At 45.3% G+C, this 16,988-nt stretch carries 11 protein-coding genes; 7 read left to right on the top strand and 4 right to left on the bottom strand.

What is annotated here, in order from left to right:
- The 7 genes from IDAT_RS13245 to IDAT_RS12620 all read left to right on the top strand — a co-directional run.
- On the top strand, positions 1-1,547 hold a 1,547-nt coding region (locus IDAT_RS13245), incomplete at its 5' end, for a chitobiase/beta-hexosaminidase C-terminal domain-containing protein (protein ID WP_211250611.1).
- 2 nt (positions 1,548-1,549) lie between these two features.
- Complete coding sequence (locus IDAT_RS12645; RefSeq protein ID WP_034734330.1) at positions 1,550-4,081, top strand: RHS repeat domain-containing protein; 2,532 nt, start codon at positions 1,550-1,552, stop codon at positions 4,079-4,081.
- A 565-nt stretch (positions 4,082-4,646) separates the two neighbouring features.
- On the top strand, positions 4,647-5,417 hold the full coding sequence (locus tag IDAT_RS12640; protein WP_034734327.1) for a type IV toxin-antitoxin system AbiEi family antitoxin: 771 nt from the start codon (positions 4,647-4,649) through the stop codon (positions 5,415-5,417).
- Between the two features lie 186 nt (positions 5,418-5,603).
- A complete protein-coding gene (locus IDAT_RS12635; RefSeq protein ID WP_051986821.1) occupies positions 5,604-5,864 on the top strand; it encodes a hypothetical protein in 261 nt (86 codons plus the stop codon).
- Positions 5,865-6,032: 168 nt separating this feature from the next.
- Positions 6,033-6,275: a helix-turn-helix domain-containing protein gene (locus IDAT_RS12630; RefSeq protein ID WP_034734324.1), complete on the top strand. Its 243-nt coding sequence runs from the start codon at positions 6,033-6,035 to the stop codon at positions 6,273-6,275.
- The gene (locus tag IDAT_RS12625) at positions 6,275-7,579 is read left to right on the top strand and encodes a type II toxin-antitoxin system HipA family toxin (RefSeq protein WP_034734322.1); all 1,305 of its coding nucleotides are present in this window, start codon (positions 6,275-6,277) and stop codon (positions 7,577-7,579) included. Before IDAT_RS12630 ends, IDAT_RS12625 begins: the two co-directional genes overlap by 1 nt.
- A 504-nt stretch (positions 7,580-8,083) precedes the next feature.
- Complete coding sequence (locus IDAT_RS12620) at positions 8,084-9,022, top strand: bile acid:sodium symporter family protein (protein ID WP_034734320.1); 939 nt, start codon at positions 8,084-8,086, stop codon at positions 9,020-9,022.
- Positions 9,023-9,115: 93 nt separating this feature from the next.
- Here IDAT_RS12620 and IDAT_RS12615 read toward each other — a convergent pair whose 3' ends face one another.
- From IDAT_RS12615 to IDAT_RS12600, 4 genes are all read right to left on the bottom strand, one after another.
- On the bottom strand, positions 9,116-12,253 hold the full coding sequence (locus tag IDAT_RS12615) for an efflux RND transporter permease subunit (protein ID WP_034734318.1): 3,138 nt from the start codon (positions 12,251-12,253) through the stop codon (positions 9,116-9,118).
- Between the two features lie 12 nt (positions 12,254-12,265).
- Positions 12,266-13,492, bottom strand: a complete 1,227-nt coding sequence (locus IDAT_RS12610) for an efflux RND transporter periplasmic adaptor subunit (protein WP_034734315.1) — start codon at positions 13,490-13,492, stop codon at positions 12,266-12,268.
- Positions 13,489-14,736 carry a TolC family protein gene (locus tag IDAT_RS12605; RefSeq protein ID WP_034734314.1) on the bottom strand — a complete coding sequence of 416 codons (1,248 nt, stop codon included), beginning with the start codon at positions 14,734-14,736 and terminating at the stop codon, positions 13,489-13,491. The genes IDAT_RS12610 and IDAT_RS12605 overlap by 4 nt, the downstream gene beginning before the upstream one ends.
- 1,190 nt (positions 14,737-15,926) lie before the next feature.
- A partial coding sequence (locus IDAT_RS12600; RefSeq protein ID WP_244441661.1) for a nucleotidyl transferase AbiEii/AbiGii toxin family protein occupies positions 15,927-16,988 on the bottom strand: 1,062 nt, incomplete at its 5' end.

The raw sequence follows: 16,988 nt of genomic DNA, 5'->3' as shown, positions 1-16,988 counted from the left end.
TTTTGGACAACTCGGTTGAAAAACACCGATTTGTAAGACTAGTTTACCTCTTTTTCTTGAGCGTGATGACATTTTGGTTAGCTCCTTCCTCGCAAGCACAGATCTATGAATGCGAAGCGATATCTATTGAAAGCCAATGCACGCCTACTCAACCCACGTTTAAGAGTATGACACTCGTTGGGTTGACCTTAAATTTAAATTGGATCACACCAAGCTCACCCGATTACTTCCTTTTGGCACAATCTACTAATGGGGTTTGGGGAGCTAACACAGTTCACCACGATTCAGGTGTGCAAAGAATGTTGTCGTCTGGAAATTCTTATACTTTTAAAATTTCTGCCTGCAGTGATAGACACGGGTGCAGTCCGACTACTTTTAGCTCCGTCCTAACGATTCCAAATATAACCGCACCTGGGAAGCCTTCACTTTCAATGAGTGCTAGGCAGGTCACGGTTAATTGGAGCAGCGTATCGTTAGCAACTTATTATGAAATTCAACAACAAACAAATGGAATTTGGGGCGCTATTGTAAATAAGGGAACTAACAGAAGTCATTCTTTGACTGGCAATGTCGGAAGTACTTATAGATTTAGAGTACGAGCATGTGAACCATCCAAGTGCTCGTCATATTCGACCGTATCTGATCCTATTAATGTGTTAGCAACGGTAGCCACTCCAAGTATCTCGATTAATGAGCGCCAAATCTCTGTTAATTGGGGTGCAGTAGCTAATGCTACACGCTACGACATACAGCAACAGGTAAATGGTACATGGGGAAGCGTCATTAACAATGGCTCTTCAAGAACTTACACAATGACAGGAAATATCGGTAGTGCTTATACCTTTCGCGTCCGTGCATGTCATTCATTTGGTTGTGCGTCCTTTTCAAACCTTGCGGCTTCTGTCTTTGTACTGGCGGCACCAACAAAGCCGTCGTTCACCATAACGAATCAGCAAATATCCGTAAATTGGAGCGCAGTCGCCAACGCTACACGTTACGAATTTCAACAGGAAACGAATGGTAGTTGGGGAAGTGTTATCAATAAAGGCACTAGCCGGAATCATTCAATAAACGGGCTTGTTGGGAGTACCTATCGATTCAAAGTCCGAGCTTGCAGTACATCCTCGTGCAGTGCTTTTTCACCAATAAGTAATTCGATTCAAATACGTCAAGTCGAGCGACCAATGATTACACCTTCAGGGGGTGTCTACGATGCTTTGCAATTAGTGAGTATCACAAGCGCAACCTCCGGCGCAATTATACGATATACGACTGATGGTACAGCGGTTAATACTAGCTCCACCGAGTATCAAGGTCCGATTGCAGTGGGAACGGGCACCATTCGAGCTAAAGCCTTTTTAGCTGCTGATGGCTGGATAGATAGTGCTGAACGTCAGGAGATATTTGCGCTGAGCGGAAATGACGAGGATACAGTTATCTACATCCATACGAATATTCTCGGAAGTGTAATTGGTGAGACGGACCAAGACGGAAAACTTATCCGAGCTATTGAATATAAACCTTTTGGCAAGCGTAAGGAGCAATAAAAATGAGTAGGCAAACAATCGCACGAACGCTTGTATTAGGTGTATTAACATTTTCTGTTTCGGTGGCGTCTGCAAGCCAAAGTAACGATGTGAAGAATATGGTTGAATTGGCACTTTCTCGCATGAAAGTAAATGAACAGATAACTCCTGAAACCACTGGTTTATTTGGTGATCGAGTTGACTTAAATACGGGGAGTATTAGCTTTCAAAATGTGGACGTTTCACTTATCGGTAACAGCCGCATACCTGTTGAAATTAGACGAACTTATCGAGGTTCGCGCAATAATCGAGGCAATAACTCAGGTTTCGGTGATTGGACGTTAGATATTCCAAGTATTACGACTACGACGCTTGAATACAGACCTGGGCTTCTTAGTCATAAACCTGGATGTGTGGGGGAGTTAAGTCCTAGTTACGTAGATACTCAATTTGCTACCGTTGGCCCCGTTCAATATTGGAGTGGTGACTTCTTGGATATTCCGGGAGTTGTTAACCAACGGCTGTTACAAGGAGATGCAAGCGCGCCAAGCCGATATGCTGATAATTGGGATATTTCATGTATTCCAGGTAACTTCAATGGCTTTATCGCGCGCTCACCAGACGGCGTTACATACACTTTTGATGTTGATACACTTACACCCAAGTCTTTGATTGCTGTGGCCCAAGAGGCTGATATTCTCGATCCAAATTATGCGGTTATAGAGCTACTTAGAACTTACACTCTAAACATTCAGGTAAGCCGTATCGAGGATAGATTTGGTAACTGGGTAAAATATAATTATGCGCCATCAACAGTCCCTACAGGTACGTCAAGTGGTCTGCAAGCGTATTTCAATAAACTAACAAGTATTGAGTCGAGCGACGGAAGACGTATTACTATTCAATATGAAGCTGGAGCAAGCTCAGAGCGAGTGCGTTCCATTCAAGCGGATGGCAAAACCTGGCTCTACACTTATCGCGAGGAATATGATCAGCGCGAATCGATTTACAAAGATGTTCTAGACACCATCACGCGACCGGATGGGAAGGCATGGGAACTCAACCTTGCATTTGACCTATTTGGTGGTTTTTCTAACAACTCGATCGGGATGGGCGATTGCCAAGCTCCGGCAGATTTTAGTGTAGTGTCTACCGTCCGACATCCAGATGGCGCTTTATTTCGTCTCACGCAAAAACCAACACGGTTTGGTCGTGTAGGTGTGCCGCTACATACCATCAGGGATTTCCACCAAGTCGACCGATGTTTCGTAAACATGGCGATTACCAAAAAAGAACTTGAATTTAATCAAGAGGTTCTTGTTTGGAATTATAGTTATTCACAGAATGCAGGCTCCCCAAAGCAAACGCAACAGGCAACACCATCTCCAGAGGCTTTAGATGGACTTCCAACATCTGTCACGCAAGGTTTGACATTGATGGATTTGCGATCGACATCTGTCAATGCTCCAGACGGAAGTCGAACCGTGCATGTTTTTGATCGCCGATTTAACGCGTTTGAAGGGCAAGAGATTTTAACGTTACAGTATGATGTTGACGGTAGCACCCTGCTACAGTCTAAGCATTTTTCGTTTGTCACTCAGCCAAAGCCGGGCAGTGCGAGACTTGTGTCTTGTAAGCCTGATGAGTATCCAGTATTTGAGTTAGAGACCAATGAGTGTCATCACAAATTCGAGAATCACGATCAGCATGAATACTATATTTATCGAGATGAAGTGATCACCCGAGTATATAGTGGCGTAATCCCGACATCATTTACGACTCAGTATAGTAATTACAACTTATACGGGCAGCCCCAGATAATCAGAGAGGAAAGTGATTTTGGTACTAAGTTTACCCGTTTAGGTTATCAGCACGATATTGATGAGTGGGTCTTGAACCTGCCGACGACGACGGAAGTGTCGACTACTAATGGTAACTGGATCCTCGCAAGCGAGATGAAATATTATCCTGTTACGCACGAGTTTTCTTTACAGCTCCACGAAACTTGGCGTTTCGGGCAATTGCAAAGCACCAATAGCAGTTATCATGCGGATGGTAATGTGCGTCGACAGTCATTCAATGCGACAAATCGTTATATTGAATTTAACCAATATGTGAGAGGGATACCAACCCAAATCATTGTGCCTGACAGGTATAATGTGTCGAATACACGAATTGCCCAGCAGGTGGTTAATCAGCGAGGTGAGGTAACCGCAGTTACCAACTTTAATGGTCATACGACGCAATATACATATGATGTCATGGGACGGCCAACGTCGATAATTCCACCTTCGCCATGGGAACCAAGTACGATTAGCTATTCGAGTGCTTCGGGTCGTTTCGTGCAAACGACGACACGGGGCAACTATAAAAAGCGGATTGAAATGGATGCGTTATTCAGGCCGTTATTGGTCGAGGAACGTGATATTTCAACGGGATTGGCAACTTTTACAAATTGCAAGGTTTCGTATCAATGCCATGCTTGGTGGCAAAAGCCATCAGTTTCTTATCGTAAAAGTTCATATCCCGTTGGTAGCGGCAAAAGAATTTTATGACTGCATTCTCTTCATCATAGATAGCCCGAATATCGTTTTCCCCAGCATCGACTTGGTCCCAATTTGGTCCCATAAAAATATTTGTTAGTGTTTACTATCAGTAAAGAACTTATAATATATGGCGCACCCGGCAGGAGTCGAACCTGCGGCCTCTGCCTCCGGAGGGCAGTCACGGGTTCGGTGGTAAATCGTTAAAGCTAGGCGTAGCAAGGGCTTAAGCGGTGTTGTGACTTTCCATTTTTCGTCGAAATCGACACTTTTGAGACCGTTTAATGACAAAATTGGTCACAGGATACCGACGTGGAAATTTCAAATTTTGACCTTTGCCTCGCGACAAAAAATTCTGAATCTCCGAAAAAATCTGAGTTTTTAGGTGGAAAAAATTCCACCTTTTTGACTTGATTTTAGGTCAGAAGAAGCAGGAAATATTTAGTAGGGTGACAATTTCCTTAAATCATCGATAGGCTTTTGGGTTTGAAATTTAATAAAAATTAGCACCATTAGTACTGACATAGTTGAAAATATAAACTAACCTGTAGTTTGAAATGATTAACAGGTTGGTACCATGAGTGCGGATATATCATCAAAATTAAACCGGCTACTGAGCTCCCAACCATTGGGCGTCGTGCTCTGTTCATCTTGGCTTGTTGAAAATGGCTACAGCCTCGACTTGCAGCAACGCTATAAAAAAAGTCAGCGGTTTGAGAGTATCGGTGCCGGTGCTTTAATACGCTATGGCGACCACGTGGATTATCTCGGTGGGGTGAACGCCATGCAAACTCAGCTCGGCTTATCGTTACATCCTGGCGGAAAAACTGCCCTGGGGTTGCAAGGCAAGGCGCATTATTTAGAGCTTGCCCCAAAGCACGTGCAGCTATTTGGCGCTCATGGCGAGCATGTGCCTTTGTGGTTTAAAAAACAAGATTGGAGCGTTAACGTCAAGTACATGTTATCCAACTTTCTGCCGGCCGAAATCGGTTTAACCGAAATACCACATAAACAGTTCACGGTTAAAGTATCAGAGCCAGCGCGAGCCATCATGGAGTGTCTGTATCTTGCACCCAAATCACAATCGTTACTGGAAGCTTACGAGCTTATGGAGGGCCTCAATAACTTGCGGCCCGCCTCCGTGCAAAAGTTGTTAGAAGCCTGTAACTCAATAAAAGTGAAACGCTTATTTTTATATCTGGCCGAGAAAGCAAATCACGACTGGATGCAATATCTTGATTTAAGCAGTGTAAACCTAGGCTCGGGTAAGCGTGCGATAGTAGCGAGCGGTGTTTACATTCCGAAATATCAAATCACTGTACCAAAGGAACTGGAGTCAATGGAATGAACGAAGCTTATAAAAGACAGGTAAAGCTGCTACTCGATGTGTTGCCGGAAATCGCGAAAGAGGTTTACCGATGAAATCAAACGGGGCTTGTTATTCGCGCTGATTAGTAGCAATCGACCAACACATGAAATGCTTGCCCCCAACTTACGTGACTAAAGGGCAGCTTTTAAAAACCAGTTTGAAGGCATGAGTAATGTTGTATTTAGTTATGCTGATTTTGAAGCAACAGGGTTCAAGTTGATAGATACGATACGTCGGAGTTTGAGCGAGGCGGACAAGCAATTTCGGCTTAGTTTTAATCAATTAGAGCCGAACTGGTCTGTTTATGATTATCATCAATTTCCATCGGTAAAGTGGAAGTTGATGAATTTAGCAAAATTTAAAAAAGAGAGCCCAAAGTTTTATCAGCTGCAGCTGGAAAAGCTATCGGCTTTCTTGGCGAGTTGAGAATTCTATTTATGACGGCTCCGATTTTTCGGGGCGACTACAGAGGACTAATTAATGAAGTAAACATCATAAGGTTAAATTTATGATGTCTACTTCATTTTTTAGGTTTATGTACTACACTTCATCTGCGCCTATTTATGAACCCGACTACATCGATGAGGTTTACTCATGATCATTCAGCGCCCAGCCGACTTGGCGGTAATTATTAAATCGCAGAGAAAAGCGCAAGGCTACACACAAAAGGAACTCGCAAGGTTAACCGATCTTTCGCAACGAAGCGTGTCTTCGATTGAACGTACCGGAGAAATGCACACATCAACTTTGCTGCGAATTTTTGCAGCGCTCAGAATTCAGCTAAACGCAGACGCTGTGGAACAAAGCACCTCAAATAACAACGAGGTTATTTGGTAATGGGCCGACGCAAACATGAGAATACACTCTATTGCCACATGAATGATCAGCTCGTTGGCACGTTGACATCGCGGCTGAATAACTTGAGTTTTCGATATTCAGATAGTTGGCTACAATCCAAGTTTGCACGGGCAATCTCCATATCCATACCATTAACTGAGCAGGAATATTCCGGCGAAGCTCTAAACGCTTACTTTGATAATTTGTTGCCCGACAGTCCGGATGTTCGTAAAACGATTGTGGATAGGCTTGGGGCTAAAAGTACAAAACCTTTTGATTTGCTCCAAACGGTTGGCAAAGACTGTATTGGCGCATTAACCTTCGTTGCCAGTCCGGAGCCCGAGCCGGTTCCTGACGTTGAAATAATCCCGTTGAATGAAGAACAAATCGGCCAACTCATAGCAGATTCTCGAACCGGCAAAACCCTCGGTATGCAGCATGAGAATGCATTTCGTTTTTCACTTGCCGGCGCTCAAGAGAAAACGGCGCTGACTTTTTGGCAAGGACAGTGGGGTATCCCTGTAGGCCAAACACCAACAACGCACATATTGAAACCGCGAATCATAACTCGCCCAGGTGAACCTGATTTATCGAGCAGCGTTGAAAACGAATGGTTTTGTATGCGTGTTGTTCAGGCACTTGGATTGCCGGTAGCCCATACAAAAATAGACAGCTTCAATGGTGAAGATGTTTTGATTATTGAACGCTTTGATAGAAAGATCATCGGGAACAAGACTTATCGACTACCGCAAGAAGATTTCTGCCAAGCGCTTGGTGTGGCAGGTAGTTCAAAATATGAGGAGCATGGTGGGCCAAGCGCTAAAGAGATCATGAATATTTTATCCACATCTACGGCTTCGGTTCGTGATCAGGATACGTTTATGTCAGCGCAGCTACTGTATTGGCTTTTCGCCGCTATAGACGGGCATGCAAAGAACTTCAGTTTGGCACTGACTCCCCATGGATACCGACTGACGCCGTTATATGACGTGTTATCAGCACATGGATTTGCACAAGTAGGCAATTTACATCCTAAGAAAATAAAAATGGCGATGGCCGTGAATAGTAAGAATCGACATTATCATTGGCATACAATTCTTCCTCGGCACTGGGGAGCTCACGCAAAGAGTGTTGGCTATGATCCAGATCGCATGGATTCGATAATTGTGAACATCACATCCAAGTTAGAAGCGTGTCTCGATATTGCATCAGAAGAAGCTGCCTCGATAAGTGTTCGCGCAGAGCAAAGCGCGGAAGCTATTCGCAAAGGTACATTGAAAGCGCTTGAACGTTTTAAGGTATGAGCTTTCTAGTAAATCAGTCGCGATTCAGTATTTTGAGCTTGAGGTCACAAATTTAGACCAACTGAGATAACTTCAAGTGGTTTGGTCCCATAGAATATTTAGTTGGTAAGTACTATTCTTCTACGAACCATTAAAAATGGCGCACCCGACAGGAGTCGAACCTGTGACCTCTGCCTCCGGAGTAAATAGCGACTGGCTGACATTAAATGGTGAGAGGAGGTGCTAACCGTGCAGGCCCCGTCCTGTAGGGGTCTCAGGAGCATTTTAACGAGGCCATTTAGCCAGAAGTTTTAGCGTTTTATCTCCAAACCCTGCAAAACTTGGCACAAGAGGGTATGGAAAAAAGGATAGTTAGCCAGACAAATGCGGCCGTTCGCGCAGGAGTTTGTGTCTTATATTTATGTGGTAAGCATGGCAGCCAAATCAAATTGACGTATAATTCTGGCAACAGAATAAGCGCGCTAAACAAAGCATAATTGTCCGCCAAGTAAAAAGGATTTACATATCTCTCGCTTTTTCTCTTTTATTGAATCCAACCTTGTCTGGTTTGTCATCAGTGTCGCAGCGCTAGGATTACTTCTGCCCGAAACGGGACGCTTCTTTGAAGGCTCTATCGGACTACTACTGGCTTTGTTAATGCTGGTCATCAGTTTAACCTTTGATGCGCACGATGTACGAATGGTGCTACGTAAACCATCACGGCAATTGTGGGCGTTGGGTCTCGTTTATGGACCCATGTCGATTGCAGGATGGCTGACCGGAAGACTTTTCTTCGGCAGCGGCTCGTTATCGGCAGGCCAAGCCCTACTCGGCACGCTGCCAACAGATGTCTCTTCGCCATTATTAGTGCTGATGGCTCGAGGCAATGTTGCTTTAGCGGCCGTCTTTAACGCAGTCAATACTGCGCTGTCGCCATTCATCGTTCCCTTCTTATTTTTATGGTTAACAGGCATTCAGCTAACCGTTCCCTTAGCCACGATTATTCTTGAGTTGATGTTGGTCGTTCTTGTTCCAACGGTCGTCGGTGTTAGTTTACGCACGCGTTTTTCGAGCTTCTTTGCACGACATGACTCAACTTATGCAGGTGTCGGCTCGGTGATCTATCTTTTGATACTGCTCGCTGTTGTAGGGCCGAATGCTGAAACTATCATTGGTTACGGCTGGTATGCGTTTGTGATCGGCGGAGCAGCATTATGCCTTAATCTAATGGGCTATTTGGTTGGTATGACGTCCCGGTTGTTTACCAATGACCGACAAGAAATGATCACTTATCTTTTTACAGTCAGTAAAAAGGAGTTTAGCATTGCCGCTGCTTTTGTTGCTGCATCTGGGCTTCCCCCTGAAATTGCAATTCCCGCTGCATTTTTTGCCGTCATTCAAATGATTACTTCACCTATTGTCGCTAAACTTCTCGCTCGCGACATGACCAAAATAAACGATTGAAAACGATAGGTGTATCTTCGCCATTAGTAATGATGGCTCGGGGGTATTTGAATGGAAGTTGGATCTTTCGACCCAACTTCCAAAACAGCAAGATTACGAATGAGACGATCTTATTCTGAGTCTGCTTATCAGCAGGTAAAGCGCCGGCAGAACAACCAGCGTCAACAATGTCGACGAAACAATTCCGCCAATGACAACCGTTGCTAAAGGCCGTTGAACCTCAGCGCCCGTGCCTGTGTTAAACGCCATTGGGATGAACCCAAAGCTCGCCACTAGTGCCGTCATAAGCACAGGCCTCAATCGTTGACGAGCACCCTCGTACACAGCCTCAATGATAGCTTTGCCCTCATCTCGTAACTGTTGAATGAACGATAACATCACCACACCGTTTAACACGGCAACTCCAGACAACGCAATAAATCCAACAGCCGCAGAGATTGACAGAGGCATACCGCGTAATGAGAGAGCCAAAATACCGCCTGTGAGCGCGAGCGGCACACCGGTGAATATAATTAAGGCATTTGTCAGTGAGTTGAATGCGCTGTACAACAGTCCAAAGATAAGTAATAACGTCAACGGTACCACGATTGCTAAACGCTGAGACGCTGATTGAAGTTGCTCAAACGTGCCGCCATAATCGATCCAATATCCAGTTGGTAGTGATATATCGCTTTGTAACTGTTGCCGAATGTCCTCAACAAATGACCCCAAATCACGATCGACAACATTGGCGCTTACAATGACATTGCGTTTACCACTTTCCCGGTTGATCTGATTGGGCCCAACCGTCAGTTCAACGTCTGCGATTTCCCCCAATGGGACGTACTGAAGCTCCGGGTTGCTCGCTTGGGGCACGGTAACAGGCAGCTGCCTTAACGCTTCGATATCTGTGCGCCAAGATTCATCCAGACGAACCATCAACCGAAACCGTTTATCTCCTTCATAAATTGTTCCGGCAACTAAACCGCCGACAGCGCTTTGAACTGCACGTTGAACGTCCTGAACGGATAATCCAAGTAGCGCGAGATGATCACGTTGCGGTGTCACTGACAATGTTGGTAAGCCGGTCATTTGTTCTGCTCGAACATCTGCCGCACCGTCAACGCCAGCAATGATCTCTACAGCCTCATCACCGAGCGCTTTCAACTGGTCGAGGTCGTCACCGTAGATACGCACAGCGACATCTGCACGAACACCCGCGATCAGCTCATTAAACCGCATCTCGATGGGTTGCGTGAACTCATATTTGTTACCGGGTATTTGCTCGACAGCTTCCCTCAACTCAGCAACAAACTCATCTTTTGTTTTTTCTGCATCCGCCCATTCACTCTTTGGCTTCAGAATAACAAACGTATCTGCAACACTCGGGGGCATGGGATCAGTCGCAACATCGGGGGTTCCGATTTTTGAAAATACCCGTTTTACTTCGTCGAATTCAGCAATCACTTCCTCAAGTTGCAATTGCATATCGACCGATTGTTGGAGGCCCGTACCGGGAATACGCAATGCGTGCAGCGCTAAGTCGCCTTCATCCAATTGTGGCAGGAATTCTGTTCCCATTTTCGAGGCTTGATAGATTGATCCCATAAACAGACTCAAACCGACCAAGACAATCACAATGGGTCGTTTCAGAGACGTATTCAAAAGCGGCTCATAAAGTCGTCTAGCCCCGCGCATAAGACGATTTTCACCATGTGAAACTTTGCCTTTCACGAAAATCGCAAGCGCGGCTGGTACAAACGTCATAGAAAAAATAAGCGCACCCAGCAATGCAAACACAACGGTGAATGCCATAGGATGAAACATTTTTCCCTCAACGCCACTAAGTGCAAATATTGGTAAGTAAACCAACATAATGATCAACACACCAAATACCGCAGGATTAAACACTTCACGTGTGCTCTCAAACACTTCCTGTAAGCGCTCTTTGGTCGTCAATAAACGCCCTAGCCTTTGTTGTGCTGATCCGAGCCGACGTAAGGCATTTTCGACAACAATGACGGCGCCATCGACGATAATGCCGAAATCTATTGCACCTAGACTCATTAAGTTACCGGACACACGATTAGCCGCCATACCCGTGATAGCGAATAACATGCTCAATGGAATAACCAGTGCCGTAATGAGTGCAGCTTTGACATTTCCAAGCAAAAGAAACAGCACCACAATAACAAGAACTGCTCCTTCGAACAGGTTCTTTTCGACGGTCGCAATGGTTTTCTCAACCAGAGTTGTACGATTATAAACGGACTCGACCGTTACACCATCGGGTAAGCTGAGCTGCACCTCCTCCAGACGCTTAGCAACCGCTTCAGACACAATACGACTGTTCTCGCCAATCAACATCATTGCGGTCCCAAGCACCACCTCCTCACCGTCAGCCGTAGCAGCTCCTGTTCGTAGCTCTTCACCAAACGACACATCCGCAACATCTTTCACCCTCACTGGTGCGTCATCACGTTTGGTAACAACCACATTACGAATATCCACTAAGGATTGTAGTTGACCGGGAGAGCGAACTAGCCATTGTTCGCCGTTACGCTCAATATAGCCCGCACCAGCGTTGGTATTGTTGAGCTGCAATGCTCGAAAAACATCGTCTACCGAGATTTTATAAGCGAGCAACTTTCCGGGGTGCGGAGAGACTTGATATTCACGCTCATAACCGCCAACTGTATTGATTTCGGTCACGCCCGGAACTTTGACCAACTGAGGACGGATTACCCAGTCTTGCAAGGTACGAAGCGATTCTGCTGTGTAGGGTTGACCATTCTCGTCTCGCGCGTCAGGGTCAGCACTAACAATGTACGTGAAAATCTCACCTAAACCGCTTGCTATTGGCCCGAGCGCTGGCTCAACGCCTACAGGCAGTTCACCTCTGACCATCTGCAAGCGTTCGCTGATTTGCTGGCGAGCCCAATAGATATCGGTTCCTTCCTCAAACACCACGGTTACTTGCGATAAGCCGTATCGAGATATTGAGCGGGTGTAGTTGAGGTCTGGTATACCCGCCATCGCGTTTTCAACCAGATAAGTAATACGCTGCTCTGTTTCTAGCGGAGAATAACCGGGGGCTTCTGTGTTGATTTGCACCTGCACATTGGTAATATCCGGTACTGCATCAATTGGCAGTTTAAGCGCACTAAATACGCCAACACCTGCAATAAGTATTGTTGCCGCCATGATCAACCATCGACGTTGAACGGCGAAACGAATCAGTAAATCAATCATAAGTTCGCCCTCCTAGTGGTCATGGCTCGCGCCGTCTTTGAGAACATCGGCTTTGAGTATGTAGCTGTTTCCGATCACATAAGGAGTATCCGGAGCTAGACCGCCAGTAACTTCGGTATATTCTCCATCACTCTCACCAAGTTCTATCATGCGAACTTCAAAAGTATTTCCATACTGAGCAAACACCACAGGCATGTCTCGAAAAGATTGAATAGCATCAACTTGAACAGCCAGAGCCACGTCTCGTTCACGAGCGTCTACATCAGCCTTTACATGCATGCCGGGCCGCCAATGCCCTGCCGAGTTATCAATGAGTACTCGAGCCCGAGCTATGTGGCCTCCAGTCATAACTGGAGCAATGTAAATCACTTCTCCACGAACGCGCTCATGTTGATGCAAATCATAAACCTCAGCAGTTTGTCCGACTTCGAGTTTCTCGATGTTTTCGGGGAAAGCTGAGAGTTCAACCCATACCGACGATAAATCGGCAATCTCAAAAAGTACTTGATCGTTTACCACTTCACCGGCAGATACCAACCTTTCGGTAACTTCACCCTTAATAGGACTCACCACATCGTAACTAACACCACTAGCAGCATTGACAACTTTCGCAAGCGTTTGACCTTTGGCGATCTGATCACCAACTGAAACCGCAACGTCGGTTAGTTTACCTTTATAAGTAGGAGTAATTGAGACGGTTTTTTCAGTTACAGGGGCAACGACGCCAAACAAACTCTCTCGGAACCTAAGTGTCTGAGGGCCCACTCGTTCAACCAAAATATCAGCCTGCCGAATGATTCGGTCAGACAAAATTGTTCTTCCCTCAAAGCTTTCATAATGCCATTCAGTCTGTTTGCCTCTGGTATTCACGGCAACCGAGACCTCGTACGAATGCGGTTCAGTAACTACCTCATTACTGACCAGATAATTCTTCTCTGGTGTGAAGCTCAAGTTGTCATTGACGTCTCCGAGCCGATGCAAAGTTACCGTCAGGTCCACATCCTTAGGCGTTACCACTTCTCCGTTTAGGTAGGTGTAGACCCTCATTTCCGGGGGTATCCCTGACTCATAAATCGTAATCTCGACCGATAAATCGCCATCGTTCAATAAGGTTCCACCATTTGGCCCCTTCGCGTCTGCCTTAGTATGACCATGCTCAGTTGAAGCATTGCTTAGTGCAGATACACTTAGCGCAACGCATAGAACGACCAAAGTAAAAATTGTTTTCATAAAATTCATAATTTAGATTCCGAAAATGATTGACCCGTCATTCGCTCTAGTTCGAGAATGTCTTTATGAATAGCACTGCGACGCTCAAGGGCTTGGTGTTCAAGCTGTGCTAGCTCATCTTGCGCATCAAGAACAACTAAAAGACTATGAATACCTCGGCGATAGCCATCGGTCGTTTCATTCTCTAGTTGCTTAGCGAGGGGTAATAAATCTGCTTGAGTGCTCTCTAAGTAGCGATAATTTGTTTGTATGCGTCCTAATAGAGATCTTGCGCGAACGCGCAATTGTTCTCGAACTAACCGTTGTTGCTCAAAAATCAACGCTCGCTCCGCTTGATTAGCTTCAATGATGCCCTGATTTGGGTTAGAGAGTTGAAGAGGCATTGATGCCTGAAGAACGAGACCTGCATCATTCAGCTGATTGTTATAACGAACGCCCACTCCAACATTGAGATCGGCAGAAGCATCTGCCTTGACAGCTTTAACTTTTGCCGCAAGTAGTCGTTCTGAATCGAGTAAACGAAGAAACTCTGGCGCTTGATTAACCGCTTGTTCAATATCAGCTTGTGAAGGAATATCGAAAGATTGATAAAAGTCCCCGATCACACCAGTAAAGCTTGGCTCTGCGGCCCACATTGCGCTCAAGCTCGAGCGTGCCTCCTTTAGCTTTCCAACAATCTCTTCCGACTGAACAGCCACCTGGCGTTGTTGCAATAAAACTCTCGTCGCTTCAGATTTTGGTACCGCGCCCGATTCTATACGTTCATTCACGATTTGCATCGCATTGTCGAGACGTTGCTGTTGTTGATTATTCCATTCAGCCAACTGCTGCAACCGAACCACTTCGTAATAGCGGTGAGCAGTTTCCGCCAGGACTTCGATCTTCTCGTAATTAAACTCGGCAGCCAGCTGTCGCTGACGCGCTGTCGCATACTCAACTCGACGCTCGCGTTTTTCTCCAAGTTCAATAAGTTGACTGAATGATAAAGTCGTTTGAGCACTATCAAAGCCTTGACTATCACCGCTTCCGGCAAAGTTCTCAACCTCAACACCAACGACCGGATTTGGACGCAATGATGCCTGCAATTTTTCAGCTTCGGCCATACGTTGCTTATAAGGGTATTTCTGTAAATTTGGGTTGTCTTGCAACGCTTTCTCAAACGCCTCGCGCAATGACAACTCATTTGCGATTGCTGAATATGAGGTTGCAAGTAACCCCACAAGTACAGCAATCACGAAATAAAGTAATTTCATGATTATCTCCACAGTAAAATGGCGTGCTAATGCACAAATTTTAGACGTGAAGTTTAGGCATTTGGTGGTGGGGTTGGTGGTTGATGGTCGTTACTATCGAAAGGAAGTAATCGATGTGGGATTGCAAGATTCGGACATGGTGTTGCCGCAGCACAGATTGAATAACCAGTGATACAGCTTATGTGTGCGTGAAATTGATGTTCGTGGTTTGGATCGAGGTTGTCGGGTGACTTCGTCTCGTGATCATTGTGCGTATGATGTTGATGGGCATAATCGAAAGTGTGATTACTATCCTCCACATGCCCAGCGGCAACCGCACAGGTAAAAAAACTGTGAAGTAAAATGACTACGATCAACGACCAAATAATTTTTGGCAAACGAACAACCTGCAGATGAAAAAACCATTTAAAAATAAGAAATAGGCTACCACATGTATCTCATGGGCTCAATCACCGGCTTTTTCTCTTTTATCGAATTCAACCGTCTTAGAAAGGTGTGTTGGACTTATTACACTTAAATACTGGTCTCAACAAAAGTAAAAAGTGGCTGGAAATCGCCTGCATCAGCGGCGCTGAAGGGCGACAATATTATAAGCAGGAATAAATTTGGCACAGATTTGGCACAAAAATTTTTGTGTTAGTGTTCACAAACCGTGAAGCTCCTGCAGATATGGCGCACCCGACAGGAGTCGAACCTGTGACCTCTGCCTCCGGAGGGCAGTCATGGCTTCGGTGGTAAATCGTTAAAGCTAGGCGTAGCAAGGGTTTAAGCGGTGTTGTGGCTTTCCATTTTAGGTCAAAATCGACACTTTTGAGACCGTTTAATGACAAAATTGGTCACAGTAAACCGACGTAGAAATTTCAATTTTTGACCTTTGCCTCGCGACAAAAAATTCTCGATACCTGAAAAATCCTGAGTTTTGAGGTGGAAAAAATTCCACCTGTTAACTGGACTTTGGGTGCGTAGAATAGCCTATAATTTAATCATTTCAACATGGGGGTATGGTAATGAAAACCACAAAAACTCATGGCAACAAACGAGAGCACTTTGTTCCAAATATCGAGAACTTCAAAACCAGCCTTCGGTACGAGGGGCTCAAGATGAAAGAGTCTACTGAAAAGCAAACGATCACATCCTTAAAAAGAAAGTATGCGAGATGAATACGGCGTTTGGGAAAGGTTGTATCGAAACTAACGCCGTTCGTTCAAAAAGCGATTAATTAGATCTTGCTGCTCGGCTAAACGCTCAATGATGCCGGCAAAGCTATCGGGGGCACTAAAGAACATTCCACCGCTTACGGACTGGTCGTAATCTTTTTTGATATCTTCGAGCAGCCGCCCCGTTGGAATTAGCACCAACTTACCGGAAAGAATGGCTTCAAAGGAAACGCCTCGAGTAGCCCACCTTGCCGACTTCATCGCTACCACGTCTTGCAGTGCTTCCATGTTTTGGTATGAGCCTTCATAGAGATTTTTCAGAATGCAGTCTACATCATACCAATGTCTGGATAACCGCACCGTATCAAGCGGGTTTTCTTGCGTGCAGAATTGATGAAGTGCGGTTAGCTTTTCCCAAATAATGTAATCCGGGTGGTAAGCCTCTACTGTAGCTATCGGTAACGTATGGGACCCTGCAACCGCATCTATTTCTGAGAGGTAAGTCGTTACCGGTTTAGAAACCGTCGGCCGGCCCCGATTACGGCCGCCAAATTCGAGCAGTATATGCTCTAACTGATAAGAATCATCTTGGAATGCCACATGTGGGAAGTGAACGTCGATTTTCTCACCACCAGAGTCTTCTTCAATTTCAGCGCTGAGTCCCTCAATGCCATAATCTGAAAGTCTGCTATTCAATCTTTGAACAAACTCGTTGGTCCAGCCTTCTAAACGCTCTCTCTGCTCACGTCTAAATTTACGTTGCTGACTCGGATTCCGTGTTGTCTGCGTCCAAGCAGCAGCTTCATCATCTGATTCTGCTAAGTCAGCCCAATGAATCGATAAATCAATATCCTCAGAGAATCGCTCAATGGTGCTATAGCACTTGCTCAGGGCTGTTCCACCTTTGAAGGCCACATCATGGCTATCTAATAAATCCTCTTCGTATAGCAACCGCAAAATTTCGGTTACCCAAATATCTTTCTCTAAAAAATTAGCGGCCAAACCTCTTGCGGAGTTCTGTGCTGCATAGTCGAGGATTAATTTTAGTTCCGCTCGTTTCGCTTCAGTTCTATAGTAATCAAATATGTCCATCAC

This window comes from Pseudidiomarina atlantica (genome assembly GCF_000753735.1).
Taxonomy (GTDB): Bacteria; Pseudomonadota; Gammaproteobacteria; order Enterobacterales; family Alteromonadaceae; genus Pseudidiomarina; species Pseudidiomarina atlantica.
This window is presented reverse-complemented; position numbering and strand designations above follow the sequence as displayed.